Raw genomic sequence first — 26444 nt, forward strand, 5'->3', positions numbered from 1 at the left:
TGGCACCAGAAAGGACCCGACCATGATCCCCACCTCCTACCCGTCCAAAGAAGAAATCGCCCGCCTGTCGGCCCGGATGCTTCTGGAAATCGGCGCGGTGAACTTCAATACGGATGAGCCCTACACGCTGGCGTCCGGCCTGCCCTCGCCCAGCTATATCGACTGCCGCAAGCTGATCTCCTTTCCGCGGATCCGCACCACGCTGATGGACTTCCTCACCGTGACCGTGATGCGCAATGCCGGTTTCGAGGCGTTTGACAATATTGCGGGCGGGGAGACCGCTGGCATCCCCTTCGGCGCGCTGGTGGCCGAGCGCATGGCGCTGCCGATGACCTATGTGCGCAAGAAGCCCAAGGGCTATGGCCGCAATGCCCGCATCGAAGGGGTGATGACCGAGGATCAGCGGGTGCTGCTGGTGGAGGACATGACCACCGACGGCGGTTCCAAACTGTCCTTTGTGGATGCGATCCGCGAAACCGGCGCCTCCTGCGGCCACACGGCGGTGATCTTCTATTACGACATCTTCCCCGAAACCACCAAACGCCTGGGCGACCACGGCGTTGAGTTGCATTACCTCTGCACCTGGTGGGATGTTCTGGCCGAAGCCAAGGCGCAGAAGAGTTTCAGCGACGAGACGCTGGCCGAGGTGGAAAAATTCCTGAAAGACCCGCGTGCCTGGCAGGAAGCGCATAAAGCCTGAGGCGGATCAAGGGCTTCGGGCGGCGGGCTAATTGCCCGTCAATCCAAGGCCGGAAGCCGGACAAGCGGACATTCGCCTTACGCAAAGTAAAGCGTTACAGGGCGGGCTGTGGACAAGCCCGCCCCGAATCGTTTTCCGCTTTCACTGATACGCAGATCTGGGGGCCTTCCCAGACCCCGCCACATCATGTAGCCTGCATAGGACAAGCTTGCTGGCCTTTTATGGTAAACAGCCCACAGCGCCCGTGCGGTTATCCACAAGGGATCCACAGAGATTCCCAGATAGGAAAAACGCCCTTTGCGCCCTATAAGCGGGCCGAGTGACGAGAGCAGTGATGAACGAGATTACCCCCTTCGACGGCGATATGCCGCCCCCCGCACCGATGCCTGAATCCAGCCCGGCCGAGACCGCGATGCCGGACAATGAGCTGCCGCATTCGGTGGAGGCGGAACAGCAGCTGCTGGGTGCGATCCTGACCAACAACGAGGTCTACGACAAGATCGCGCTGATCATCGACTCGTCGCATTTCTACGACCCGGTCCATGCCCGCATCTACGAGGTTGCGGCGGCGCGGATCTCCAAGAACGCGCTGGCCTCGCCGGTGACGCTGAAGGCGTTCCTGGAGGACCACGAGGGGCTGAAGGAACTGGGCGGGCCGGCCTATCTGGCCAAGCTCGCAGGCGCGTCGATCTCCGCCTTTGCGGTGCGGGACTACGCGCAGATGATCTACGACCTGGCGATCCGGCGCGAGCTGATCGCCCTGGGCCAATCGATTTCGGACAAGGCACGCCGCGTTGACGTGGCATCAGAACCTAAAGAGCAGATCGTTGAGGCAGAGCAGGCGCTTTACCAGCTGGCAGAGCAGGGCCAGACGGAAAGCGGCTTCAAATCATTCCTGAAGGCCGTCACAGAAGCGGTCAATGTGACCAACGAGGCGTATCAGCGGGGTGGCGGCATGGCCGGCATCTCGACGGGCCTGGTAGACCTCGACAAACAACTTGGCGGCCTGCATCCCTCGGACCTTCTCATCCTCGCAGGCCGCCCCTCTATGGGTAAGACGTCGCTGGCGACCAACATCGCCTTCAACGTCGCCAAGGCATACAAACGCGGGGTGAAACCCGACGGATCGGAAGGCGCCGTCGACGGCGGCGTGGTGGGTTTCTTCTCGCTCGAGATGAGCGCCGAGCAGCTGGCGGGCCGGATCCTGGCGGAGGCGTCGGAAATCTCCTCGCACAAGATCCGCCAGGGCGACATGACCGAAAGCGAATTCCGCCGCTTTGTGCAGGCGGCGAAGGATCTGGAAAGCTGCCCGCTGTTCATCGACGACACGCCGGCGATCCCGATCTCGCAGCTGGCTGCCCGCGCCCGCCGCCTGAAGCGGACCCACGGGCTGGACCTTCTGGTGGTCGACTATCTGCAGCTGTGCCGCGGCATGTCCGACAACCGGGTCAACGAAATCGCCGAAATCTCGATGGGGATGAAGGCGGTTGCCAAGGAATTGAACATCCCGGTGATCGCGCTGTCGCAGCTGTCGCGTCAGGTGGAAAGCCGCGAGGATAAACGCCCGCAGCTGTCGGACCTCCGGGAATCTGGCTCGATCGAACAGGACGCCGACGTGGTGATGTTCGTGTTCCGCGAGGAATACTACAAGGAACGGGAAAAGCCCGGCGACCACGAGCTGGAGAAGATGGAAGAGTGGAAGCAGGCGATGGAACGGCTGCACGCCAAGGCCGAGGTGATCGTCGGCAAGCAGCGTCACGGCCCCATCGGCACGGTGGAACTGTCGTTCGAGGCGCAGTTCACCCGCTTCGGCAACCTCGCCAAGGCCTGGCAGCAGGGGCATGAGGACGGCGGCTATTAACCGCCGCCGGTTTCTGGCCGGTTCTATGGCCGGTGCCGCGGGCGCCGGCGCGCTGTCCATGGCGGGAGGTGCGGGCATGGCAGAGGACGGGTTCCGGGTGCCGCCGGAAGAGGCGCCGCATCAGCTGACCTTCATGCAATGGCCGGTGACGACTGAGGTCTACGGCACCGGGCGCTACCGCCGGCAGGTTCAGAACCAGATTGCGCGGATTGCCAATGCGGTGGCCGAATTCGAGCCGGTGGTGATGCTGGCCGCGCCGGAAGAACACGCCCGCGCCCGGCGCAAGCTGTCCGGCAATGTGGAACTGTGGGACATCCCGGCAGATGACCTGTGGTGCCGCGACTCCGGCCCCCTGTTCGGGCGCGACACGCGCGGGCAATTGTCGGTCCGGCAGCTGAACTTCAACGGCTGGGGCCGTTACCATCTGCCCAATGACGAACGCATCGCTGCGCGGGTGGCAGAGCGGCTGGGGCTGCCGCTGTTTGACAGCGGCATCATAGGCGAGGCCGGCGGCGCCGAGGCGGACGGCCACGGGCTGCTGATGGCCAACGAAAGCAGCTGGGTAAATGCTAACCGCAATCCCGGCCTGAGCCGCAGCGAAATTGAACAGGTCCTGCTGACTGCCTATGGCGCGGACCGGATGATCTGGGGCAAGGGCGTCAAGGGCCAGGACGTGACCGACGACCACATCGACGGGCTGGGGCGGTTCACCGGCGGGGGCCGCGTGCTGATGATGCTGGCAGAGGCGCCTGCGCCGGATGATCCCTTTGACGCCTCGGCCCGGCAGTTGCAGCAGCGCCTGCAAGCCGAGGGTCTTCAGGTCGACACCCTGCCCTGGCCCGAGGCCGGGCGCATCAGGGACGTGAACAGCCAGTGCAGCTATGTGAACTATTACGTCTGCAACGGCGGAGTGATCGCGCCGCAAAGCGGCGACAAACGCGCCGATGCGCTGGCGGGCGAGGCGCTGCGCCGCCACTACCCGGGGCGGGAACTGGTGATGCTGGACACCGATCTGCTGGCAGAGCTTGGCGGCGGCATCCATTGCGCCACACAGCAGATGCCGGCCTGAAAACCGCGGCGCACAGCCGTGTGATCCGGCGATTGCGGCATGCAGCTGCCGGTTCGCCGCTTTCCTGCGGTTTTCCCCCTTGACGTGCAGCCTCCCCATGTCATGAACACGCCATGAGCACGGCAAAACTGACAATCAACCTGGATGCGCTGGTCACCAACTGGCGGAATCTGGATGCGCTGACCGGCTGCGAGACCGCAGCGGTGGTCAAGGCGAACGGGTACGGCCTGGATGCAGGCCGGGTGGGCAAGGCGCTGGCCAAGGCGGGCGCCCGCAACTTCTTTGTGGCGGCAGCCGAGGAAGGCGGCGCGCTGCGCCGTGCGCTGGGGCCGGGCCCCGGCATCTCGGTGTTTTCCGGCCATATGGAGGGCGATGCGAAGCTGCTGAAGGATTTCCAGCTGACGCCGATGCTGAACTCGCTGGACCAGATGCTGCGCCATTTCGAGACCCTGCCCGGCCACCCGTTCGGGGTGCAGCTGGACAGCGGCATGAACCGGCTGGGTATGGAGCCGGGCGAATGGGCTGCGGTGGCGGAAATTGCCCTGGGCCAGAACCCGGTGCTGCTGATGTCGCACCTGGCCTGCGCCGATGAGCCGTCGCACCCGATGAACGCGCAGCAGCTGCAGGCCTTCCGCGAGATGACCGACGGGCTGGAGGTGCCGCGCTCGCTGGCCGCCACCGGCGGCATGCTGCTGGGCAAGGACTATCACTTCGACCTGTGCCGCCCCGGCGTCGGCCTGTATGGCGGGCTGCCGTTCACCGACGCGGTGCCGGTGGTGCAGCTGGACCTGCCGGTTATCCAGGTGCGCGACCTGGAAGCGGGCGAAAGCGCCGGCTACGGCAATGCCTGGGTTGCGCAGCGCCCCAGCCGCATCGCCACCGTTGCCGCCGGTTACGCCGACGGTTTGCACCGGGCGATGGGCAATGGCGGCATCCAGGTTTTCGCGGGCGGGACCTCCTGCCCCGTGGTGGGCCGCGTCTCGATGGACCTGATCACCGTGGATGTCACTGGTCTGGCTGAGGTGCCGGATGCTCTGGCGATCCTCAACGAGCATCAGACCGTGGACATGCTGGCGGAAGCCGCAGGCACCATCGGATATGAGATCCTGACCTCCACCGGCCACCGCTACGCACGGACGTATTTGGGATGAATCCAATAACTCTCCTGGCCCGGCTGGGCCGCGCCGCTTTGGCGGGGATGTCGGCGGTCGGGCGCGCGGCGCTGTTTGCGCTGTCGGCCTTCAGCCACATGATCCGCCCGCCCTATTACCCGCGCGAGTTCTTTCAGGCGCTGCTGAACGTCGGCTGGCTGTCGCTGCCGGTGGTGGGCCTGACGGCGATTTTCACCGGCGGCGCGCTGGCGCTGCAGATCTACGCCGGCGGCGCCCGTTTCAACGCTGAGGCCGTGGTGCCGCAGATCGTCGCCATCGGCATGGTGCGGGAGCTGGGGCCGGTGCTGGTCGGGCTGATGATCGCGGCGCGCGTGACCTCCTCGATTGCTGCCGAGATCGCCACCATGAAGGTGACCGAGCAGATCGACGCGCTGGTGACGCTGTCGACCCATCCGATGAAATACCTGGTGGCGCCGCGGGTGCTGGCAGCGCTGATCACGGTGCCGGTGCTGGTCGGCATCGGCGACATCATCGGCATCATGGGCGGCTACACGGTGGCGGTGCAGAACCTCGGCTTCAACGCCGCCGCCTACCTCAAGAACACGGTCGACTTCCTGGAGCCGCTCGACATCATCTCCTCGCTGGTCAAGGGCGCCGCCTTTGGCACCATCGCGGCGATGATGGGCTGCTATTACGGCATGCAGTCGGGCCGCGGCGCCCAGGGCGTTGGCCGCGCCACCAAAGGCTCGGTCGAATCCGCCGCGGTGCTGATCCTGGCCGCCAACTTTGTCCTCACAGGGGTGTTCTTCTCGCTATGATCCGCATGGAAAACGTCCGCAAGGCCTTTGGCGACAACCAGGTGCTGAACGGCATGAACCTGGAAATCGCCAAGGGCACCTCGATGGTGATCATCGGCGGCTCCGGCACCGGCAAATCGGTGGCGCTGAAAAGCATCCTGGGGCTGATCCAGCCCGACAGCGGTGAAATCTATGTCGATGGCAAGCCCGCCGGCTCCGGCGACCGCGACAAGTTCCTGGCCCGCTTCGGCATGCTGTTCCAGGGCGGCGCGCTGTTTGACTCGCTGCCGGTCTGGCAGAACGTGGCCTTCCGCCTGCTGCGCGGCGCGCTGAAGCGGCCCGCCGATGAGGCCCGCGAGATTGCCATTGAGAAGCTGCGCCGGGTGGGGCTGCGCGCCAAGGTGGCTGACCTCTACCCCTCGGAGCTGTCGGGCGGCATGCAGAAACGCGTCGGCCTCGCCCGCGCGATTGCGGCGGAGCCGGAGATCATCTTTTTCGACGAGCCGACCACCGGCCTCGACCCGATCATGTCCGGCGTCATCAACGACCTGATCCGCGAGATCGTGGTGGAGATGGGCGCCACCGCGATGACCATCACCCACGACATGACCTCGGTGCGGGCGATTGCCGACAACGTGGCGATGCTGCACGGCGGGGTGATCCAGTGGACCGGGCCGGTGAGCGAGATGGACAACTCGGGCGATCCCTACATGGAGCAGTTCATCCACGGCCGTGCGGAGGGGCCGATCGAGGCGGTGAGGTGAGTTCCGCTTCTTCTTTGCCCAAGTACTCCCGCCGGAGGCTTCCAACACGAGGCCAGAGGCCGTTCGCGGGTGGAAGCGAAGCCCCCGCCGTTTTGCCGTAGGCAAACCTCTGGTTTGACGGCGCAGACGGGCGCTGGCCTGGCCGCAAACGCCCCGGCTGGTGTTGGCCGCTGCCGTTTTCCCCCTTTCAAACAAGCGGGAAAACACACAAGTCTTGGCGGAACCGCAAAAGACGAGCCGCCATGACCCTCCGCCTCCTCACCCTGTCGCTGCTAATCCTCTACCCCGTCGCCTGGTTTGCGCCTTTGATGCGGGCGGGGCTGCTGCCGATCTTCGGCCTCAGCGAAATCTCGGTTATCACGGGATTGCAGAGCCTTTGGGGCAGCGACGCGGTGCTGGCGCTGATCGTCACCTTCTTTGCGATCTTCGCCCCCTACCTCAAGACCATCGGCACCGCGCTGGTGCAGTGGAACCTGATGGACGCGCGGGTACAGAAGGTGCTGCATGTGCTGGGCAAGCTGGCGATGGCCGATATCTTCCTGATCGCGCTTTACATCACCCTGGCCAAGGGCATTGGCCTCGCGACCATCGAAACCGCCTGGGGGCTCTATCTGTTCACCGCCTGCATTCTGGCCTCCATCGTGCTGGGGATGCTGACGGAACGCGCCGCCAAGGGGCAGCGGCAGACCGGGTAAGCCCTTGATCCGGCGGCAAACCGCCCCATTTGAATAAGCCGGAAAAGTAACACCATCGTCATGGGACCGGCACGCTGCGCCCTGTCCGGGCTGTCCCCCCTGCCCCGCCGGCCCCGTGTCTGCACGCGTCTTTGCTGGAGGGGGCCAATGGCCGGCATTCAATCCATCCTGTTCACCGCCCAGACCGTTCTGATGCGGCTGTCGTTCCTGATGATCGGCCTGGCTGCCGCGGCGGCGCTGACGGCCACCGCGCTGGCGGCGCTGGGTATCTGGCCCTGGCTGTCGCTGCAGGCCGGCCTTGGCGCGGAGATCCACCCGCAGGCCGGCATGATTGCGCAGATCGCGCTGACGGCGCTGGCGGTTATGCTGCTGTTCTTCCTGCCCGCAAACGGGCGGATCATGGCGCTTGAGAGCTCGCACCGGCGGTTCGCGCTGAACATGGAGGACGTCAAGCAGGCCTATCAGCTGGCCCATGCGGGCGACCGCGCCGGAGTGTTCACCCTGGCCTCCGAATTCGATGCGGTGAAGGAGCGGCTGGCCTTCCTGCGCGACCACCCGGACCTGGAGGGGCTGGAGCCGGATGTGCTGGAGACCGCCGCGCAGATGAGCCAGGTGAGCCGCGGGCTGGCGGAGACCTATTCCGAAGCCAAGGTGGCGCGCGCCCGCGCCTTCCTGAAGCAGCGGCAGGAGGAGCTGGAGACCTTCAAGGCGCGGCTGGAGGATGCCCAGATCATCATGCATGAGCTGCGCCAGTGGGCCCGCGACGTGGAGATCGAGGAAAGCATCGCCAAGTCGCATCTGGCCCGGCTGCGCGGCGAGCTGTTCGAACTGCTGCCGGAACTGTCGGCGCAGTTGCAGGGGCCGCCCGGCGGCGAGGATCCCGAAGGCGGCAGCGTGGTGCCGATCCAGCCACCGCGCCGCGCCGACTAACGTGCCGCCGGGCGCAGCGCGCAGCCCCCCTTGAACAAAAGGGAAACATCTGCCACTGATCCAGCATGGCAAAAACAACTTTCTCCTGCTCCGCCTGCGGAGCCAGCTTTTCCAAATGGTCGGGCCGCTGCGAGGGCTGCGGCGAGTGGAACACCATCACCGAGGATCAGGGGCTGTCCTCCGGCCCCGCCAAGAAGTCGCTGGGCGTCAAGCGCGGCCGCACAATCCAGCTGACCGATCTGTCGGCGCGAGAAACCCCGCCGCCGCGCGCCTGCTGCGGCGTGGGCGAGCTGGACCGGGTGCTGGGCGGCGGGCTGGTCGCCGCCTCGGCCATTCTGGTGGGCGGCGATCCCGGCATCGGCAAATCCACCCTGCTCTTGCAGGCGGCGGCGCGCTTTGCCCAGTCGGGCGTGAAGACGGTTTATGTGAGCGGCGAGGAAGCCTCGGCCCAGGTGCGGATGCGGGCGCAGCGGCTGGGGCTGGCGGATGCGCCGGTGCAGCTGGCGGCGGAGACCAACCTGCGCGACATCCTGACCACACTGGAGGCGGAGAAGCCGCAGCTGGCGATCATCGACTCGATCCAGACCATGTGGGCCGATCATGTGGACAGTGCCCCCGGCTCCGTCAGCCAGGTGCGGGCGGCGGCGCATGAGCTGACCACATTCGCCAAGCGGCACGGGATTTCGGTGATCATGGTCGGCCACGTCACCAAGGAGGGCCAGATCGCAGGCCCGCGGGTGGTCGAGCATATGGTCGACACGGTTCTGTATTTCGAGGGGGAGCGCGGCCACCAGTTCCGCATCCTGCGCGCGGTCAAGAACCGCTTTGGCCCGGCGGATGAGATCGGTGTGTTCGAAATGACCGGCAGCGGCCTCAGCGAGGTGATCAACCCCTCTGCCCTGTTCCTGTCGGAACGCGGCGAGCCCTCGCCCGGCTCGGTGGTGTTTGCGGGGATCGAAGGCACTAGGCCGGTTCTGGTGGAGATGCAGGCGCTGATTGCGCCCTCGCCGCATTCGCAGCCGCGCCGCGCAGTGGTCGGCTGGGATTCATCGCGGCTGGCGATGATCCTGGCGGTACTGGAGGCGCGCTGCGGCATCCCCTTTGCCGGATTGGATGTCTATCTGAACGTCGCGGGCGGCATGAAGATTTCCGAACCCGCCGCCGACCTCGCGGTGGCGGCAGCGCTGCTGAGTGCGCGGGAAGATGTGGCTTTGCCCGCCGATACGGTGGTTTTCGGAGAAATTTCGCTATCCGGCGCCCTTCGCCCGGCGCCGCAGACCGAAAACAGGTTGAAAGAGGCGCAAAAACTTGGTTTCACGGCGGCGATTGCCCCTGGCGGCAGTAAAACCGTGTCCGTGAACGGCTTGAACTTGCGAAAGTCAGGCGATCTGGCAGGTTTTGTTGGCGATTTCTTCGGGGCCGGTTAAAGTCGCAAAAAATTTGAGATCGCAGGCAAACGGGCGAGGGACATGGAAGGTTTCACAATCATCGACGGGGTCGTGGCCCTGGTCATCGTGGTATCGGCGCTGCTTGCCTATTCGCGCGGGTTCGTGCGCGAGGCGATGGCGATTGCCGGCTGGATCGCCGCGGGTGTGCTGGCCTTCATCTTTGCGCCCCAGGCCGAGCCGCTGATGGCGGAAATTCCGGTAGTGGGCGACTTCATCGCCGACAGCTGTGAACTGTCGATCATCGCCGCCTTTGCCGCGGTGTTCGCGCTGGCGCTGATTGTGGTCTCCTTCTTCACGCCGTTGTTCTCCACCCTGGTGCAGCGCTCGGCGCTTGGCGGCCTGGATCAGGGTGCGGGCTTCTTCTTCGGGGTGCTGCGCGGCATTCTTCTGATCGCAATTGCCTTCTTCCTCTATGATGTGGTGATGACCGGGCAGAGCTTCACAATCGTTGACGAAAGCCGCTCTGCCGAGGTGTTCGAGCGCCTGACCGGCAAGATCGAGGAGCGCAATCCGGAGCAGGCCCTGGGCTGGGTGACGGAGCAATACGAGGCTCTGATCGGCGCCTGCGGCCAGTAATTCCTAAGGATTACCACCATCAGGCAGAAATGCGGGCGCCCTACGGGCGCCCGTTTTGCTTTGAATTCAATGCGTTCACACAGTTATCCACAGGATGCGGGGTGCGGCGGTTAACACCGCAAATTTACATTAACGCTTTGTTAACCAAAGAGAATCGGGATTCGAGGGGCACTTCGGGGCGTCTCAAAAATTGCGTCAAACCTTAACAAATCCTCAGCCAGCACCGTAAAAAGGTTAACAATCCCCAGGAAAAAGCAGGTTTTGTCCCCAAAAAATCGCGCCATCCCGAAATGCGACGCAAGCCTGCCCCAATTTGGTCCCAATTCGGGGGCCACATGGCTTCAACGGCAAGACGCCGGGACGAAGACGCTCAGAAGGGACATGAAAATGCAGCTGGATCACACCACAGATTTCGCCGACTACCTGCCGGTTGATGTGCTGCTGCTGACCAATCCCCTGCCGCAGTCCGTGAAGCCGGCGCCGAAACGCGCCCGCATCCGCAGCGGCGGCTTCCTGCCCGATACGCTGGTGGAGACCGAAGAGGGCTTCAAGCAGGCCCGCGACGTGAAACCCGGCGACATGGTGTTCACCTTTGACGGCGGTGCCCAGGAAGTGAAAGCGGTGAAGCACGCGGTGCCGCGCCTGACCACCCTGATGCACATCCCGGCCGGCGCGCTGGGGAACGACACCGACCTGATGCTGCCCTCCGACCAGAAAGTGGCGCTGGAGATGGACACCGCGGAACGCCTGTTCGGCCTGCCGGTTGTCGTCGCCAAGCTGATCGCCCTGGTCGGCTACAAGGGTATTACCGCAGCCGCGCCGGAACGCCTGGGCCGCATCCATTTCGAGTTCGAAGAAGAAGAGCTGGTCTGGGCCGAAAGCGGCATGCTGCTGCCCGCTGGGGACACCGCCGGGGACTCCGCCTTTCACCAGCTGTCGCTGACCGAAACCCGCCAGGTGCTGGCCAGCGACGAAGGCCGCGCGCTGTCGCAGACCGGTATGGGCGAGGTTGACGCCCGCCTGCCCAGCCCGCTGGACAACCTGCTGGACCGTATCCTGGCAGCCTGATCCCAGCCCCCAAGACATTCCTCCCCCCTCGGGCCCGCCTTTGTGCGGGCCTATTCTTTTGGCAACGGCCGCAGGCAGGCAGGGCCGTTGCCCCCGCCAGGCGCGGCAGAGCCGGAACAAGCGTTCCGCACGCAGGGGCATTACCGGAAAAAGTTGCCCGGATAATCCATGTATGCCAGCATTCCGGAAGGCGCGGAGGCACCGCAGAGCAACCGGCGCCCGGTACATAGGGAGGATTTGACGATGAACTTGCGGCCCGACCCAACATTTCACGCGACACCCAAGCTTGCCATGGAGGCCCCGGCGGAAAAGCTGGCCTTCACCCTGATGCTGAGCCCTGATTTCTCGCAGCCCGACGGGCTGGCGGTGGTCGATGTCGACCCGCAGTCGGACACATACGGCGAGATCGTGCATCAGCTGATCATGCCCAACAAGGGCGATGAGTTTCATCACTTCGGCTGGAACGCCTGTTCCTCCTCCCTGTCGCCGCTGTCGGGCCATGCGTTCCTGGAACGGCGCTATCTGATAATCCCCGGTATCCGTTCCAGCCGGATCTATGTGGTGGACGTGAAGGAGCCGCTGAAGGCGAAGATCCACAAGATCATCGAGCCGGAGGAGGTTTTTGCCAAGACCGGCTACTCTCGCCCGCACACCATCCACTGCGGCCCGGAGGGCATCTATGTCTCCACCCTGGGCGGCGGTGGCGCGGACGGCACCGACGGGCCGCCGGGCATCTTCATCATGGACTGCGAAACCTTCGAGATCCTGGGCCGCTATGAGATGGACCGCGGCAAGCAGGACAAGCACTATGATTTCTGGTGGAACCTGCCGCGCGACTACATGGTCAGCTCCGAATGGGCGCTGCCGCCGCAGTTCGAGAACGGCATCGTGCCGGAGGACCTGCTGAGCAACAAATACGGCCATTCGATCCACTTCTGGAACCTGCGCCAGCGCAAGAACGTGCAGACCATCGACCTGGGCGAGAACCACCAGATGGCGCTGGAGATCCGGCCCGCGCATGATCCGTCGCGCGATTACGGCTTCTGCGGCGTGGTGGTGGACACCACCAACCTGCAAGGGTCGATCTTCACCTGGTGGCAGAAGGACGACGGCACCTTTGATGCCAAGAAGACCATCACCATCGACCCGCGGCCCGAGAAGCCGGAAAACCTTCCGCCGCTCTTGCAGGGGTTCGAGGCGGTGCCGCCGCTGGTCACCGACATCGACCTGAGCATGGATGACAAGTACCTCTACGTCGCGTGCTGGGGGATGGGCGAGATGCATCAGTATGATGTCTCCGACCCGATGAACCCCAAGCTGACCGGCAAGGTCGAGGTCGGCGGCATTGCGCGGAATGCCAAGCATCCGAACGGCAAGGGTTTTGCCTATGGCCCGCAGATGGTGGAGATCAGCCGCGACGGCAAGCGGGTCTACTGGACCAACTCGCTTTATTCCACCTGGGACGACCAGTTCTACCCCGATGCCGAAGGCGGCCAGATGGTGATGGCCAACGCGGGTGAAAACGGCGGGCTGGAGCTGGACAAGGATTTCTATGTCGAGTTTCCCAAGGGCTACCGCAGCCACCAGATCCGGCTGGAGGGCGGCGACTGCTCCACTGACAGCTTCTGCTACCCCTCCGTCTGACGCGTGGCAGAGATCAGCACGGCGGCGGCCCTGTGGGGGGCCGTGGCCCTTTCCGGTGTCTATCATGGTGTGAACCCCGGCATGGGCTGGCCGCTGGCGGTATCCGCCGCGCTGATGGAGCGCTCGCAGGGCAGCCTGTGGCGGGCGCTGGCCGCGCTGGCGGCGGGGCATCTGCTGGCAATGGCGGCGGTTCTGTTCCCGTTCTCGGCGCTGATGGTGCTGGTGGCGTGGCAGCGCGAGATCCAGACCGGCGCCGCCTGCCTGGTGATCGCGCTGGGGCTTTACCTGCTTTGGAACCGCCGCCACCCGCGCATGCTGGCGCGGGTTCCGCCGTCGCGGCTGGCGCTGTGGTCTTTCCTGGCGGCGATGGCGCATGGCGCCGGACTGATGCTGGTGCCGATCTACCTCGGCATTTGCGCCACGGTTGAGACCGACGCGGGCCACGCCGCCGCCGGGACGCTGATGGCGGGCAATGCGGGCATCGCCGCGCTGGTCGCCCTGGCGCATACGCTGGCGATGACGCTGGCAGGCGGAGCCATGGCGTTTGGCATCTATCACTGGCTGGGGCTGAAGTTCCTGTCCAAGGGCTGGTTCAACCTCGATGCGGTCTGGGCGCTGAGCCTGGTCCTGGTTGGCGCGGTGTCGCTGCTGACGCTGCATTGACGGGGCGCCTTTAACCGCCCGCATGTTTCAAGACGCCCCTGCCTGCGGCGCAGCCCCGGGCAGATCAAAGCGCGCCCCCCGGCCTGGCCGGTTCCAGAACAGTCCAGGTCGCTGCCCGGCCGCCAGAGGCCGGGAATTCGCTCTACCCTTCCGAACCGCAAGGCGTGCACCACCGCAACGCCCCCGGGGCACAGGAAGCGCAATTTGGACAGCAGCAGCCGCGACGGCGATGACACCACCCTGACAGGGATCCTTCTGCTGGTCCTGGGACTGACGGTCTTCTCGCTTCAGGATGTCATCATGAAGGTGTTCAGCAGCCAGATGGCAGTGCAGGAGGTGATCTTTCTGCGCGGGCTGGTAACGCTGATTCCGGTCAGCCTGGGCCTGTACCTGAGCGGAGGGCGCAGCGCCTTTGCAACCCGCAGGCTGTTCCTGTCCTGCCTGCGCGGCGCCGCCGGGTTCGTCTGCTTCTCGACCTTTTCCATGGCGCTGGCGGTGCTGCCGCTGGCGGACGCCATGCCGCTTTACTACACCGCGCCGCTGTTCGTGGTGATGTTCTCAGTCCCGCTGTTGGGCGAGCAGGCCGGCTGGCGCAGCTGGCTGGCGATCTGCGCCGGTTTCCTCGGCGTGGTGTTTGTCGCCCAGCCGGGCGCGGGCGGCATCGAGCCTGCAATGATCCTCGCCATCGTCTCGGCCTGCGCCTACAGCGCGCAGAGCCTGCTGGCGCGGCTGCTGGGGCCGACCGAAAGCGCCCTGCGGATGACCTTTTATTCGATGCTGACCTTTGTGGCGCTGAGCGGCGCCATGGGGCTGATGTTCGGCAGCGGCTGGCTGGACCGGTTCGACCATCCCAGCGCCCAGTACATGTTCCGTGCCTGGAGCGTGCCGGACCTGCCGCAGACCGCGCTGATCGTGGCCGTGGGCCTGATCGCCGCCGCCGGCTTCTATTGCATCAGCCAGGCCTACCGGCTGGGGCCCGCCAACAGCATTGCGCCGTTCGAGTACAGTTCCCTTCCAGTGGCGGTTCTGTGGGGCTGGCTGTTCTGGGGCGACATCCCCGGCAGCACCACCATCACCGGCAGCGCGCTGATTGCCGGAAGCGGCTTGTTCATCCTGCACCGCGAAGTCGTCAAGCGCCGCGCAGCCCGCCGGGCCGCTGCCTTCCGCCGCAGCGCAGAAGGGAATTGTGATCCTTTGATGACAGCGGAGGCGAAAGCCTCTATGTGAGGGCGCGAACAGGAAACGGATTCGGAGCCACACCGCCTTGCCGCTGCTGCAGACGCTGCCCGCCTGCCCTTGTGGACCTGACCTGACGCAGCCAGCGCCGGGCCGCAGGACCGCAACCGGCCATCAGGCTCCGGACGCTTTGCCGGCAGGGACCTTTGGCGCGGCCGGATTGGCGCAGGCACGGAAAAATGCGCTAGACTGCCGCCAGCACCGCTTCCATCAGCCATCGAACAGCAAAGCCTAATCGGGATTGGAGCCAGCCAATGTGCGGGATTTTGGGGATCGCAAGCCGGGACACGGAAGTCTTTGCGGAGATATATGACGGGCTTCTGATGCTGCAGCACCGCGGCCAGGACGCTTCGGGTATCGTAACCTACACCGGCGAGTTCTTCCGCGAGCGCAAGGCCAACGGCCTGGTCAAGGATGTGTTCGGCCCGTCGGATGCGGAAACCCTGACCGGCCGCGTCGGCATGGGCCATGTGCGCTACCCCACCGCGGGCTCCCTCAGCGCCGCTGAGGCGCAGCCGTTCTTTGTGAACGCGCCCTACGGCATCTACCTGGTCCACAACGGCAATATCACCAACACCGCCGAGCAGCGCGAGAAAGTGACCGGCAAATACAGCCGCCATCTGCGCACCACCTCCGATTCCGAAATCCTGCTGAACGTTCTGGCCGACAAGGTCGCCGATGCGATCAAGGTCAATGGCAACGCCGAGCCGATCCGCAACATCTTTGCCGGTGTGAAGATGACCATGGAGCGGGTGCAGGGCGCCTATTCGGTGCTGTGCATGATCGCCGGTGTCGGCATGCTGGCCTTCCGCGACCCGCACGGCATCCGGCCGCTGTCGCTGGGCAAGCGCCCGGCGCAGGGCGACGGCGATGACTACTGCATTGCGTCCGAGGACGTGGCGTTCGGCATCAACGGGTTCGAGAAGGTCCGCGACGTGAAGGCCGGCGAGGCGGTGCTGATCGACCTGGACGGCAACCTGCATACCTTCCAGGCGGTTGAGGGCAAGCTGACCCCCTGCATCTTTGAATATGTCTACCTGGCGCGTCCCGACTCGATGATGGACGGCGTCTCGGTCTACAAGACCCAGCTGCGCATGGGCCAGGCGCTGGCCAAGCAGATCCAGGAATCGGGCCTGGAGATCGACAGCATCATCCCGGTGCCTGATTCGGCCCGCCCCGTGGCGCTGGAAGTCGCCAACTCCACCGGCATCCGCTACCGCGAGGGTCTGGTGAAGAACCGCTACGTCGGCCGCACCTTCATCATGCCGGGCCAGGCGGAGCGGCAGAAATCGGTGCGCCGCAAGCTGAACGCGATCCCGCTGGAGTTCAAGGACCGCAACGTGCTGCTGATCGACGATTCCATCGTGCGCGGCAACACCATCAAGAAGATCGTGCAGATGTGCCGCGAGGCCGGCGCCAAGAAGGTCTATATCGCCTCTGCCTCGCCGCCGGTGGTGTACCCGAACGTCTATGGCATCGACATGCCGACCAAGCATGAGCTGATCGCAAACGGCCTGTCCATCGAGGAAATCCGCGAGGAGCTGGGCGCCGACGCGCTGTTCTACCAGAAGCTCGAGGACCTGATCTGGGCCGCGCAGGAAGGCAACCCGGACATCCAGGGCTTTGACTGCTCCTGCTTTGACGGGAACTACATCACCGGCGTCACCGAAGAGTATCTGGACGCGCTGGAAGGCAGCAGCCGTGTCAGCGCCAAGATCAAGGACATGCCCGCACCCGGCGCCTCCTGGAACGCTTCCAAGCTGGCCACCGGCTGAGCCCCACCCCAACAGGGGTTTGAACTTTGGCCCGCATGCGTCTATGAGGGCCCGGAACTTTGCATGGGGAGGCGCTGGCCGTGACGGCCCGCGCCTTTTCCTATGCTCCTGACGAAAGGCCGCCCCTTGGACGCGCATCTTGCCCGCATGCTGACCTCCCCGCGCCAGTGCCGCTGCTGCGGCGCTACTTTCGCGCAATTGCTCAGCCTCAGCTGCGACCGGCCCGACATCTGTTCCGAGGACATGGAGGTGGAGGACAACTCTGCCGTTCTGGCCACCCGCGGCGACATCCTGACAGAGGATTTCTGCCGCCTCGGCGATCTGCGTTTTGTCCGGGCGGTGCTGGCAATTCCATTGAACGGCACCCGCGGCGAGGAGTTCATCCTGGGCACCTGGGCCAGCCTCAGCCGCGACGACTTCGACGCCTATCTCGACCTGTTCGAGATGCGCGAGACCGACAAGCTGGGCGACCGGCCGGCCTGGCTGGCCAATGCGATCCCGCCGGACATGCCGATGCCTGCGGGCTGCATGCTGGAGATGCGCCCCGGCGGCCAGTATCCGGAACTGAAGGTCACCGAGCAGAACCATCCGCTCTATCCGCTGCAAAAGGACGGGGCCGCGCTGGAGGAGCTGCTGGAGCTGCTCTATGCCTATGGCCACGACCTGCCGTCTCTGGTCTATGACGCCTGAGAACTGAGGCCTGATCAGAGGCCCGGCACTGGCAGGCTGACGCGCGGTCATCAGCAGTTCTCCACCCATCCTCCTGCGGCTTTCCGCCGAGGCCCGTTTTGACCTCTTGAAGCGCCCGCGGCGGCTCGCCAGATACCTTCCAAATCCACGAGGGACGGACAAGAATGGCGAACGAGCAGACCTCCGCCAAGGTGGCGGGACTGGCAACCCAGACCAACGCGGTGAACCGCAGCAACCTGAGCCTGCTGGGCGTCTACGGGCCGGAGGACAGCATGAGCGCGCTGATCCGCCTGCCCTCGGGCCGCACCCGTGAGGTCAAGCGCGGCACCAAGCTGTCGCAGGGCCAGGTTGTCGCGATCGACGCTCACGGCCTGGTGCTGAACCAGCGCGGCGAGACCAAGCGCCTGGCGATGCCTGGCAGCTGACCCGCCCTGCGCCGCCGCGGCGGCGCATATTATTGGTGAGAAAATCCGGCAAGAGTTTTCAGAAAACTCATGCGCGGGCGCGCGCCCTGTCCGCCGCCCCTTGACCTGCCCGCGCAGGCGGCCCAAGAAGGCGGCCATGACAGACAAAATCGCTCTTATCACCGGTGCATCGCGCGGCCTGGGCAACGCCCTGGCCGAGGCGCTCGCGCCCACCCACCACATCGTTGCCGTCGCCCGCACCACCGGCGCGCTGGAAGAGCTGGACGACCGCATCAAGGCGGCAGGCGGCTCTGCCACCCTGGCGCCGATGGACATCACCGTGCCGGAGGCGATGGCGACGCTCTGCCGCGGCATCCATGACCGCTGGGGCAAGCTGGACCTGTGGCTGCACACCGCGATCCACGCGACCGCGCTGTGCCCGGCGCCGTCGGTTGCGCCCAAGGACTGGACCAAGGCCGTGGCGATCAATGCCACCGCCACCTCGGTGCTGATCCCCTATGTGGCCCCCCTGCTGGGCCAGTCGGGGCGGGCGGTGTTCTTTGACGACCCCAGGGCGGGCGAGAAGTTCTATGGCACCTACGGCGCCACCAAGGCGGCGCAGATGGCGCTGGCCCGCAGCTGGCAGGCCGAGACAGAGCGCACCGGCCCGAAGGTGAAGATCCTGCAGCCGAAACCGATGGCCACCGCCCTGCGCGCCCGCTTCCACCCGGGCGAGGACCGCGATGCGCTGACCCCGATCCAGGACGAGGCCATGCGCCTGCTGCCGCAGATCCTGGCAGACTGACATCTTGCAATTGCCCGCGCCGCGCATCCGCGCGGCGCCCGGCCCAAGGCTTTGGGCGGCATCTTTGATGCAGGCCACAGGCGCGGGAGCGCCCCGGCGGCCCTGCCTGTTGCCTCCCTGCCCCGCTTTGCCGCGGATGCCGCTCCCGTCCGCGAAAACCTTGCCCCCTTCAGGTACAGGTCCTATTCAATCGAAAACCCGGTTGAAGACGGCAGGCACCCCATGCGCATTCTGATCACCAATGACGACGGCATCAGCGCCGAAGGGCTCACCATCCTCGAATCCATCGCCCATGAGGTGGCAGGCCCCGATGGCGAGGTCTGGACCGTGGCGCCTGCGTTCGAGCAGTCCGGCGTCGCCCATTGCATCAGCTACACCCGCCCCACCATGCTGAGCCAGCTGAGCGAGCGCCGCTTTGCCGCCGAGGGCTCGCCCGCCGACTGCGTGCTGGCGGGCATCCATGTGGCAATGCACGATCAGAAGCCTGATCTGGTGCTGTCGGGGGTGAACCGCGGCAACAACTCGGCCGAAAACGCGCTCTATTCCGGCACTCTGGGCGGCGCGATGGAGGCGGCGCTGCAGGGCATCCCGGCGATGGCGCTGTCGCAGTATTATGGCCCCGCCAACCGCGAGACGGACAATCCGTTCGAAGCCTCCGCTGTGCATGGCGCCGCGCTGGTGAAGAAGATCCTGGCGGCCCAGCCGCAGGAGCAGCAGGATTACCGGCTGTTTTACAACATCAATTTCCCGCCGGTGCCGGCCGCGGATGTGAAGGGCACAAGGGTGGCCGCCCAGGGCTTCCGCCGCGGCAGCCATTTCTCGGCTGAGGAGCAGCTGTCGCCCACCGGGCGGCGCTACCTGTGGATCCGCGGCGGCAACCAGCATGTGGAGGCCACGCCCGGCTCCGACGCGGCGGTGAACCTCGACGGCTACATCTCGGTCACCCCGATGCGCGCCGATCTGACCGCGCGGGACGCGATGGATGCGCTGAAGGCGATCGAGGGCCACGGCGCATGAGCGGCCCCGACGCGCAAACCAAGATGCAATTCGTCTACTCCGTGCGCTCGCGCGGGGTGACCGACCAGAAGGTGCTGGAGGCGATCGAACAGATCGACCGCGGGCTGTTCGTGCGCGGAATCTTCGCGGAACGCGCCTATGAGGACGTGCCGCTGCCGATAGCCTGCGGCCAGACCATCTCGCAGCCCTCCGTGGTGGGCATGATGACCCAGGCACTGCAGATCAGCCCCCGCGACACGGTTCTGGAGGTCGGCACCGGCTCCGGCTATCAGGCGGCGATCCTGTCGAAACTGGCGCGCCGGGTCTATACCATCGACCGCCACGCCCGGCTGGTGCGCGAGGCGCGGGCGGTGTTCGAGCAGCTGCAGCTTGCCAATGTGACCTCGCTGGTGGGCGACGGCAGCCATGGCCTGAGCGAACAGGCGCCCTTTGACCGCATCATCGTGACCGCCGCCGCCGAGGACCCACCCGGACCGCTTCTGGCGCAGCTCAAGACGGGCGGCATCATGGTGCTACCGGTGGGCCAGTCTGACCACGTCCAGACCCTGATCCGGGTGCGCAAGACCGGGGACGGGCTGGAGTACGACGAATTGCGCCCGGTGCGCTTTGTTCCGCTGCTTGAGGGCCTGGGGAAAGACACGTAAACTGGCGGCGGAAATCAGCCGAGCCTCAAAAGGCATCGGCTATAGTGATTGACGCGAGAGAATCCCCGCGAAAAAGGGGATGCGTGTTTTGAGGAGAGCGAAATGACCCGGATCCCCCCTGCCCGGACCGTGTTCCGCGGCCTGCCGCGCGCCCGGCTGCTGGCCCTGCTGCCGCTGGCCGGGGTGCTGGCGGCCTGCCAGAGCCCGCTGGACTATGACCTGCGCGGCCAGATCGGCGCCTTCAACACCGCGAGCGCGGCGCAATCCGCCACTGCGAACCGCCCGGCCCCGGATGCCCGCGGGCTGATCTCCTACCCGTCCTACCAGGTGGCGGTGGCCCAGCGCGGCGACACGGTGGCTGATGTGGCCGCCCGCATCGGCCTGCCGGCCGACGAGGTCGCCCGCTTCAATGGCATGCAGACCGGCGACAAGATGCGCCAGGGCGAGGTTCTGGCGCTGCCGCGCCGCGCCCCCGCCAGCCAGCCCGGCAGCGCCGCCCCCGGCTCTGTCGATATCGCCACCCTGGCAGGACAGGCGATCGACACGGCTCCGCTGACCTCCCCCAACGCAGGCTCGGTGACCACAACCGAAATCCAGCCCGCGCCCCAGCCGCAGCCCGCCAAGGTGCAGGCCGGCCCGGAGCCGGTGCGCCACAAGGTGAAGCGCGGCGAAACCGCCTACACCATTTCGCGGCTCTATCAGGTGCCGGTGAAATCGCTGGCCGAATGGAACGGGCTGGGCAGCGATTTTGCAGTGCGCGAGGGCCAGTACCTGCTGATCCCGCTGAAGGAACAGCCCGCTGCCGAAGTGACGCCTGCCGCCGCCGCTGCCCCCGTGGTGGTGACTGAGCCGGGCGCCGGCTCCGAAACCCCGGTGCCGCCCAGCGCCAGCAAGCCGCTGCCGGAGGAGAAGGTCGAGCCGGCCGCGGTCAAACCCGCAGCGGAAACCCTGCCCAAACCGGAACTGCCGGAACCGACCCGCTCCAGCAGCGCGGCGATGGCCTATCCGGTGCAGGGCAAGATCATCAAGACCTACTCCAAGGGCCGCAATGACGGCATCGACATCGCCGCCGCCCCCGGCGCGCCGGTCAATGCTGCCGAAGCGGGCACCGTGGCGGCGATCACCAAGGATTCCAACAATGTGCCGATCGTGGTGATCCGCCACAGCCAGAAGCTGCTGACGGTCTACCAGAACGTCGGCAACATCACCGTCAAGAAGGGCGACAGCGTGGTCCGCGGCCAGCGCATCGCCTCGCTGCGCGAGGGCGACGACGCCTATGTGCATTTCGAGGTGCGCGACGGGTTCGAGAGCATCGACCCGCTGACCTATCTGAACTGACGGCGGCAACAGACTGTCAACAAGGAAAAGCCCGGCTGATCGGCCGGGCTTTTCCGTTTCAAGGTTTGCGCTGACTCAGCGCAGCGCCACCCCGTGGCGCCCGGCCAGATCGGTGAAGAACTGCCAGGCCACCCGGCCGGAGCGTGCGCCGCGGGTCGCCTGCCATTCGATTGCCTCGGCGCGCAGCTCTTCGGCTGCCGCTTTGACACCGTACGCCGCGCAATAGCCCTCGATCATCGCCAGGTATTCGTCCTGATCACAGGGGTGGAAGCCCAGCCACAGGCCGAAACGGTCAGACAGCGAGACCTTCTCCTCCACCGCCTCCGACGGGTTGATGGCGCTGGAGCGCTCGTTCTCGATCATGTCCCGCGGCATCAGGTGGCGGCGGTTGGAGGTGGCATAGAACACCACGTTCTCCGGCCGCCCCTCGATGCCGCCGTCCAGCACCGCCTTGAGGCTCTTGTAGTGCTGGTCGTCATGGCTGAACGACAGGTCGTCGCAGAACAGAATGAACCTGTGTTCCGAGCCGCGCAGGTGGTTCAGAAGCCGCGCCACCGACGGCAGATCCTCGCGCTGCAGCTCCACCAGCTTCAGCTGCGGGTGATCCTCTGCCAGCGCCCCGTGCACGGCCTTCACCAGGCTGGATTTTCCCATCCCCCGCGCGCCCCACAGCAGCGCATTGTTGGCGGCGAACCCTTGCGCAAACCGGCGGGTGTTCTCCAGCAGCGTATCGCGGGAGCGGTTGATGCCGACCAGCAGGTCCAGATCGACCCGGTTCACCGCCTCCACCGGCTCCAGCCGCTCCGGCCCCACATGCCAGACAAAGGCGGAGGCGGCGTCGAAATCCGGGGTTTCCAGCGGTGCCGGAGACATCCGCTCCAGCGCCTCGGCAATGCGGGTCAATGCGATCTGGTCCATGGGGTGCCTCCGTCCGTCAGTTGCCGGATTTCAAAGCACGTTCAGGGGCGTACGGCAAGAGGCACTGTGGACGGCGCAAAACTGCCCGGCGGCCACTTGCAACTGCGTTCGCCTCAATCCGCCGCGAAGCAGTAGAAATAGCCGTTGCCGCCGGTTGTGCGCAGGTCCTCGGCGCTGCAGCCGCGGGAGTCATGGGCGGCATTCCACGACGTGTTGCCGCCGCCGTGGCGGTCATGGTGGCCGACCGTGGCAGAGCCCGCGCCGTTGGAAGTCCAGTTCGAGCAGGTCTTGTCGCCCTCCTGCCAGGGGAAATAGGCGGTGCCGTCGGCCTGGGTGCCGGTCAGGATGTCATGCTCATTCGGATTATCGCCACGGCCCTTGATGCGGTTGCCGTTCTCATCCACCGCCGTCCGCAGATACAGGTTGGGCATGATGTGCAGCTGGTCCAGATCCACCGCGATCAGCTCGCCGTTGGCGTTGTACCAGGGGCCGGTGCCGATCCGCGAGCGGGCGGAGATGCCGCGCTTGCCCTCCTCCTGGGTGCTGAGATAGGCGCGCCAAGTCCGCCCGGTGGAGCCTGCCGCCTCTGCCAGGCTGGCGCAATGGGCGTCCGCCCCTTCCAAGCCGCCCAGATTGCCGCCGTCGCCAAGGCCAACGGACGTGACAAAGAACCCCATCGGCGGGTCATCGGCCACGGAAGCAGACGCCAGCGCGCAGGCCGCGGTGCAGGTCAGGACAGCCAGAAACTTGTTCATGGAAACCTCCCTATTTCCAGGACTGGCCGCAGGATGCCGCAAGGGGCGGAGTAAAGATACGCCGGCGGCGGGGTTTCACGAAAGATTGTTGGGGGCCGGCTGCGCGATGGTTCGGCTGTGCGTCCACGCGAGGCCAAAGGAATGTGCAGAAAACCCTGAAGGTCCGCTCAGCGGGACAAAACCGCCGCTCCCGCAGCCGGCGGCAAGGACGGCGGGCAGCCAGAAGCGGACACGAAATGAGCGCGTATCGCCCGGGGTCAGGAGGCTTTTCGAGCGGCCCGAGGGATAAACCAGCACTTGTTATACAACACGGGCCGCTCTTCCCGCCCACACGGTTGAATTTCATGTCGATACTGCACGAAACATCTTAAAAAATTGTGAGCTTTACGTGAGTGCCAGAATATGAGGGAAGCGCCCCACTAGAAATGGCTGGCTGCGCGCAAGCCGGAAAAACCTTCGGCCTACATTTACTGAACGCCGAATTCTTGTTTCTGTTTCAGCCTAACCAATGCTCTTGCTGCATTTCTGCGCCATTCATCCGCTGAAAGGCTTTTCCGCATAAGATCGGCAGCAAATGGAATTCCAGATTGATCCGTGGATCTCGGAATTCAAATTGTGAGAATGGGCACCCCAGGGAAAGGGTGCCCACTGAGTTCCTGATTATGAGAGATTATTGAAGGAACAAGTCTTACCTCTCCTTCTGAGGGTATTTAGTTAAGAAACCCCTTACGCTTCATTAAGCGCTCATAAAAACTCAAATATAATTCTCAGGCCCGGGCCGCACGGGTAAAAAAGATAATGGTTGCGGCGCGACTGACTGCTGAAAGGAGGCTTTAGACATCCGCCGTAACGGGCCGCAAGGTACCGGCGCTCCTCGTGCCTGCGGAACATGATCCCTTTGCAATCACACCGCTTTTAGCGGCTTCGCGCCGCCCTCGGGCCGGCCAGCAGGCGTCTGCGCCTTTGTTTGTTTGCGCCCGCCGCGGCCGCTGCCCGGCGGGTCTTCAATCAGGCGGCGCCGGTTCTGAGATACTTCTTTCCGCCGCGTTCCGCCGCCAGCCCAGCCAGCATCAGAGCCCCAACTCAATAAAGAATCGTAAATAACTACAACCGCAACTCCCTCTTTAAGACTTATTAACAAGATAGACTAAACCATAAGGTGCGCCGCACCCAATTGCGTCAAGGCCGCGATCTGCGGCGTTATTATCGAGCGCAGTATTACAGTGAAGGAGTCCAAGCTAAACAGCTACCCCAGGACGCATGAGCTCGGATCTGAAGTTTATCTGCCTGCTCTTTGACCCGGCGGCCCTCAGGCGGAAGCCTAAATACGAAATGGAAAGCGCGGCCTCTCAAGAAACCTGGGGCAGAGCGATCAGGTATCTGGAAATGAAATACGCGTTTCTCCGGCCTTAGCTTCCTACGCCTACAGCAATTGGCGGGTTTTGGATACGGAAGCAAATGCGCCAGGCGCCAAGGCAATACCCGGAAAAGGGAATGTAATGTGATGTATGTTTTGATCGTAAAGAGTGATTTTCCAACTGAACGGCAGCTGTTGAAGTTCGCCTGCAGCGAAGGCATTGCAATTGTTCAGGCGTCCACTGGACGACCGGCCGTGTCCCGGTTTACGTCACCGCCGGAGGAAAGCTCAAGGGCGTATGATCGCGTCAGAAATCCCTATGCCCGGAAGAGGAAACGCGACATTCTGCGCGACTACTTTTTCAATGACACCGACGCCGCGCAGGAGGATGCCATCGACGTGTACGCGCATGTTTTGCGCCAAAAGCTGGTTGAGGCCGCCTTCCGAAGAGCACGGTTCTAAATGACTTTCTCTGCACCAGGCAAACGATGCCGAATTGCAAAGTTTGCCGTGCGGCTGCTCGTTCGGACAGCAGGTTCGTCCCGATTTGCGGTAATTCATCCTTCGGAAATGCTGCGCGATGCGCGAGAAGGTGAAAAGCAGAACCCCCGCCGCAGCGTTCGGCTCGGCGTTTAGCGGCAATCCAGCATTCCCTGCAGGATGGAGCACAGCACACTTCCTGCGCATCGACATCGCAGAGACCAGGCGCAGCAGCTGGTAGTCTGGATTCAAAGCGGACCAGCTCTCTTGCCGCAGACAGTAAAAAAGGCGCGCCATCCCTGGCGCGCCTTTCCTTTTCATACCGTCGCAGGCCTATTTGCCTTTGCCGTCCTCGGCAGTCACCGGATCATCCGGATGCGCCTCCATCTCCTCGTCGTCATAGTAGCCCTCCGCGCGCAGCTTCGCCTCGCGCTTGGCTTCCACCCGGCCGACCAGGAAGATCGAGATCTCGTAAAGCCCGTAGACTACAACGAACAGGATGATCTGGGTGATCACATCCGGCGGCGTCACCAGTGCGGCCAGCACCAGGATCGCCACCACCGCGTATTTGCGGACCGAGCCCAGACCTTCGGCGCTCACCAGCCCGGCCTTGCCCATCAGCGTCAGCAGAACCGGCAGCTGGAAGCACAGGCCGAAGGCCACGATGAACTTGATCGTCAGGTTCAGATACTCCTGGGCAGAGCCCTGGAACACCACGCTGAGCCCCTGATTGACCTGCTCGCCGACCACCGCCTCGCCGCCGGAGCCGAACTGCTGGAAGCCCAGGAAGAAATCATAGGCCAGCGGGGTCACGACGTAGAAGGCAAAGCTGGCGCCCAAGAGGAACATGAAGGGCGACGCGATCAGGAAGGGCAGGAACGCCCCCTTCTCGGATTTATACAGACCCGGCGCCACGAAGCGCCACATCTGGAAGCCGATATAGGGAAACGCCAGGATGAAGCCGCCCAGGAAAGAGATCTTGATCGCGACAAAGAAACCCTCCTGCGGGCTGATGAAGATCAGCGCGCAGTCCTGGCCGCCCTCGGCCAGCACCTGGCACAGCGGCGCGGTGAGGAAGTTGAACACCGGCGTCGCCACGGTGAAACAGATCACCATGCCGACGATGAAAGCCGCAACCGAATGGATCAGCCGGTTGCGCAGTTCGGCCAGATGCTCGATCAGCGGCGCGGTTGAGTCGTCGATCTCATCCGTCTTGCTCATGATTTGGCCTCTTCTTCCTTCGGCGCCGCAGGCTTCAGCGCCGCCTCAGCCGCTTCCGCCTTGGCCAGCGCCTCCTCGGCCTCGCGCGCCTTGCGCTCGGCAGCGGCGCGCGCTGTCGACGCCTGGATCCTCTTGGCATCCTCGGCGCGCTCAGCCGCCAGTTTGCCGGTCTCGCTGCTGGGGTCGTATTTGGTCGGGTCGATCGACGACGCCATTTCCTGCGCCGCCTGCTTGACCCCGTCCATGGCAGTGCCGACGGGATTGGTTGCAGCCTTCAGGCCCTTGGCGACCTCATTGACCCCGGCCTCATCCGCCGCGTCATGCATCGCACGGCTGAACTCGCGCGCCATCCCCTTGGCCTTGCCGACGAAGCGCCCGATGTTACGGAACAGCACCGGCAGGTCCTTGGGGCCGACGACGATCAGCGCGACAACGCCGATGACCAGCAGTTCGGTCCACCCAAGATCGAACATCCGC

General features: G+C 64.8%; 26 protein-coding genes. 21 read left to right on the forward strand and 5 right to left on the reverse strand.

What is annotated here, in order from left to right; all coding sequences use genetic code 11:
* Positions 1-22 precede the first annotated feature (22 nt).
* The 21 genes from AB1A62_RS03205 (at position 23) to AB1A62_RS03305 (ending at position 21236) form a co-directional block, all read left to right on the forward strand.
* On the forward strand, positions 23-700 hold the full coding sequence (locus tag AB1A62_RS03205; RefSeq protein WP_065269386.1) for an orotate phosphoribosyltransferase: 678 nt from the start codon (positions 23-25) through the stop codon (positions 698-700).
* Positions 701-1034: 334 nt separating this feature from the next.
* The gene (locus tag AB1A62_RS03210; RefSeq protein WP_366659862.1) at positions 1035-2561 is read left to right on the forward strand and encodes a replicative DNA helicase; all 1527 of its coding nucleotides are present in this window, start codon (positions 1035-1037) and stop codon (positions 2559-2561) included.
* Positions 2562-2637: 76 nt separating this feature from the next.
* Positions 2638-3630 carry an agmatine deiminase family protein gene (locus AB1A62_RS03215; RefSeq protein WP_366659864.1) on the forward strand — a complete coding sequence of 331 codons (993 nt, stop codon included), beginning with the start codon at positions 2638-2640 and terminating at the stop codon, positions 3628-3630.
* A 113-nt stretch (positions 3631-3743) separates the two neighbouring features.
* Positions 3744-4781 (forward strand): alanine racemase, encoded by a 1038-nt coding sequence (gene alr / locus AB1A62_RS03220; protein WP_366659866.1) that lies wholly within the window; start codon positions 3744-3746, stop codon positions 4779-4781.
* The gene (locus AB1A62_RS03225) at positions 4778-5560 is read left to right on the forward strand and encodes an ABC transporter permease (RefSeq protein ID WP_366659867.1); all 783 of its coding nucleotides are present in this window, start codon (positions 4778-4780) and stop codon (positions 5558-5560) included. Before alr ends, AB1A62_RS03225 begins: the two co-directional genes overlap by 4 nt.
* A complete protein-coding gene (locus tag AB1A62_RS03230) occupies positions 5557-6303 on the forward strand; it encodes an ATP-binding cassette domain-containing protein (RefSeq protein WP_366659868.1) in 747 nt (248 codons plus the stop codon). The genes AB1A62_RS03225 and AB1A62_RS03230 overlap by 4 nt, the downstream gene beginning before the upstream one ends.
* A gap of 242 nt (positions 6304-6545) precedes the next feature.
* Entirely contained in the window at positions 6546-6998 is a 453-nt protein-coding gene (locus tag AB1A62_RS03235) for a paraquat-inducible protein A (RefSeq protein ID WP_366659869.1), read from the forward strand.
* A 147-nt stretch (positions 6999-7145) separates the two neighbouring features.
* Complete coding sequence (locus AB1A62_RS03240; RefSeq protein ID WP_366659870.1) at positions 7146-7928, forward strand: DNA repair protein; 783 nt, start codon at positions 7146-7148, stop codon at positions 7926-7928.
* Between the two features lie 65 nt (positions 7929-7993).
* The gene (radA, locus tag AB1A62_RS03245) at positions 7994-9355 is read left to right on the forward strand and encodes a DNA repair protein RadA (protein ID WP_366659872.1); all 1362 of its coding nucleotides are present in this window, start codon (positions 7994-7996) and stop codon (positions 9353-9355) included.
* Between the two features lie 42 nt (positions 9356-9397).
* Positions 9398-9952, forward strand: a complete 555-nt coding sequence (locus tag AB1A62_RS03250) for a CvpA family protein (RefSeq protein WP_366659874.1) — start codon at positions 9398-9400, stop codon at positions 9950-9952.
* A gap of 387 nt (positions 9953-10339) precedes the next feature.
* Positions 10340-11020, forward strand: coding sequence for a Hint domain-containing protein (locus AB1A62_RS03255; RefSeq protein WP_366660013.1), 681 nt, complete (start codon positions 10340-10342; stop codon positions 11018-11020).
* 243 nt (positions 11021-11263) lie between these two features.
* On the forward strand, positions 11264-12664 hold the full coding sequence (locus AB1A62_RS03260) for a selenium-binding protein SBP56-related protein (RefSeq protein WP_366659875.1): 1401 nt from the start codon (positions 11264-11266) through the stop codon (positions 12662-12664).
* Between the two features lie 3 nt (positions 12665-12667).
* Positions 12668-13327: a hypothetical protein gene (locus AB1A62_RS03265; RefSeq protein WP_366659877.1), complete on the forward strand. Its 660-nt coding sequence runs from the start codon at positions 12668-12670 to the stop codon at positions 13325-13327.
* 204 nt (positions 13328-13531) lie between these two features.
* Positions 13532-14554, forward strand: coding sequence for a DMT family transporter (locus AB1A62_RS03270; RefSeq protein WP_366659878.1), 1023 nt, complete (start codon positions 13532-13534; stop codon positions 14552-14554).
* Positions 14555-14817: 263 nt separating this feature from the next.
* Positions 14818-16338, forward strand: a complete 1521-nt coding sequence (purF, locus tag AB1A62_RS03275) for an amidophosphoribosyltransferase (RefSeq protein WP_366659880.1) — start codon at positions 14818-14820, stop codon at positions 16336-16338.
* A gap of 147 nt (positions 16339-16485) precedes the next feature.
* Positions 16486-17028, forward strand: a complete 543-nt coding sequence (locus AB1A62_RS03280) for a DUF2199 domain-containing protein (protein ID WP_366659882.1) — start codon at positions 16486-16488, stop codon at positions 17026-17028.
* Positions 17029-17192: 164 nt separating this feature from the next.
* Positions 17193-17453, forward strand: coding sequence for a hypothetical protein (locus AB1A62_RS03285; protein ID WP_366659884.1), 261 nt, complete (start codon positions 17193-17195; stop codon positions 17451-17453).
* A 136-nt stretch (positions 17454-17589) separates the two neighbouring features.
* Positions 17590-18237 (forward strand): SDR family NAD(P)-dependent oxidoreductase, encoded by a 648-nt coding sequence (locus AB1A62_RS03290; RefSeq protein WP_366659885.1) that lies wholly within the window; start codon positions 17590-17592, stop codon positions 18235-18237.
* A gap of 222 nt (positions 18238-18459) precedes the next feature.
* Complete coding sequence (gene surE / locus AB1A62_RS03295; protein ID WP_366659886.1) at positions 18460-19254, forward strand: 5'/3'-nucleotidase SurE; 795 nt, start codon at positions 18460-18462, stop codon at positions 19252-19254.
* A complete protein-coding gene (locus AB1A62_RS03300) occupies positions 19251-19898 on the forward strand; it encodes a protein-L-isoaspartate(D-aspartate) O-methyltransferase (RefSeq protein WP_366659887.1) in 648 nt (215 codons plus the stop codon). Before surE ends, AB1A62_RS03300 begins: the two co-directional genes overlap by 4 nt.
* 102 nt (positions 19899-20000) lie before the next feature.
* The gene (locus tag AB1A62_RS03305) at positions 20001-21236 is read left to right on the forward strand and encodes a peptidoglycan DD-metalloendopeptidase family protein (protein WP_366659889.1); all 1236 of its coding nucleotides are present in this window, start codon (positions 20001-20003) and stop codon (positions 21234-21236) included.
* 75 nt (positions 21237-21311) lie between these two features.
* Here AB1A62_RS03305 and AB1A62_RS03310 read toward each other — a convergent pair whose 3' ends face one another.
* The 5 genes from AB1A62_RS03310 to tatB all read right to left on the reverse strand — a co-directional run bounded on the left by AB1A62_RS03310 (position 21312) and on the right by tatB (position 26440).
* Positions 21312-22154, reverse strand: coding sequence for an ATP-binding protein (locus tag AB1A62_RS03310; protein ID WP_366659891.1), 843 nt, complete (start codon positions 22152-22154; stop codon positions 21312-21314).
* Positions 22155-22267: 113 nt separating this feature from the next.
* Positions 22268-22909, reverse strand: coding sequence for a hypothetical protein (locus AB1A62_RS03315; RefSeq protein ID WP_366659892.1), 642 nt, complete (start codon positions 22907-22909; stop codon positions 22268-22270).
* Between the two features lie 1645 nt (positions 22910-24554).
* Entirely contained in the window at positions 24555-25043 is a 489-nt protein-coding gene (locus AB1A62_RS03320) for a hypothetical protein (RefSeq protein ID WP_366659894.1), read from the reverse strand.
* Positions 25044-25079: 36 nt separating this feature from the next.
* A complete protein-coding gene (gene tatC, locus AB1A62_RS03325) occupies positions 25080-25967 on the reverse strand; it encodes a twin-arginine translocase subunit TatC (RefSeq protein ID WP_366659896.1) in 888 nt (295 codons plus the stop codon).
* A complete protein-coding gene (gene tatB / locus AB1A62_RS03330) occupies positions 25964-26440 on the reverse strand; it encodes a Sec-independent protein translocase protein TatB (protein ID WP_366659897.1) in 477 nt (158 codons plus the stop codon). The genes tatC and tatB overlap by 4 nt, the downstream gene beginning before the upstream one ends.
* Positions 26441-26444 lie beyond the last annotated feature (4 nt).

The sequence above is a fragment of the Leisingera sp. JC11 genome (genome assembly GCF_040704725.1).
GTDB lineage: Bacteria > Pseudomonadota > Alphaproteobacteria > Rhodobacterales > Rhodobacteraceae > Leisingera.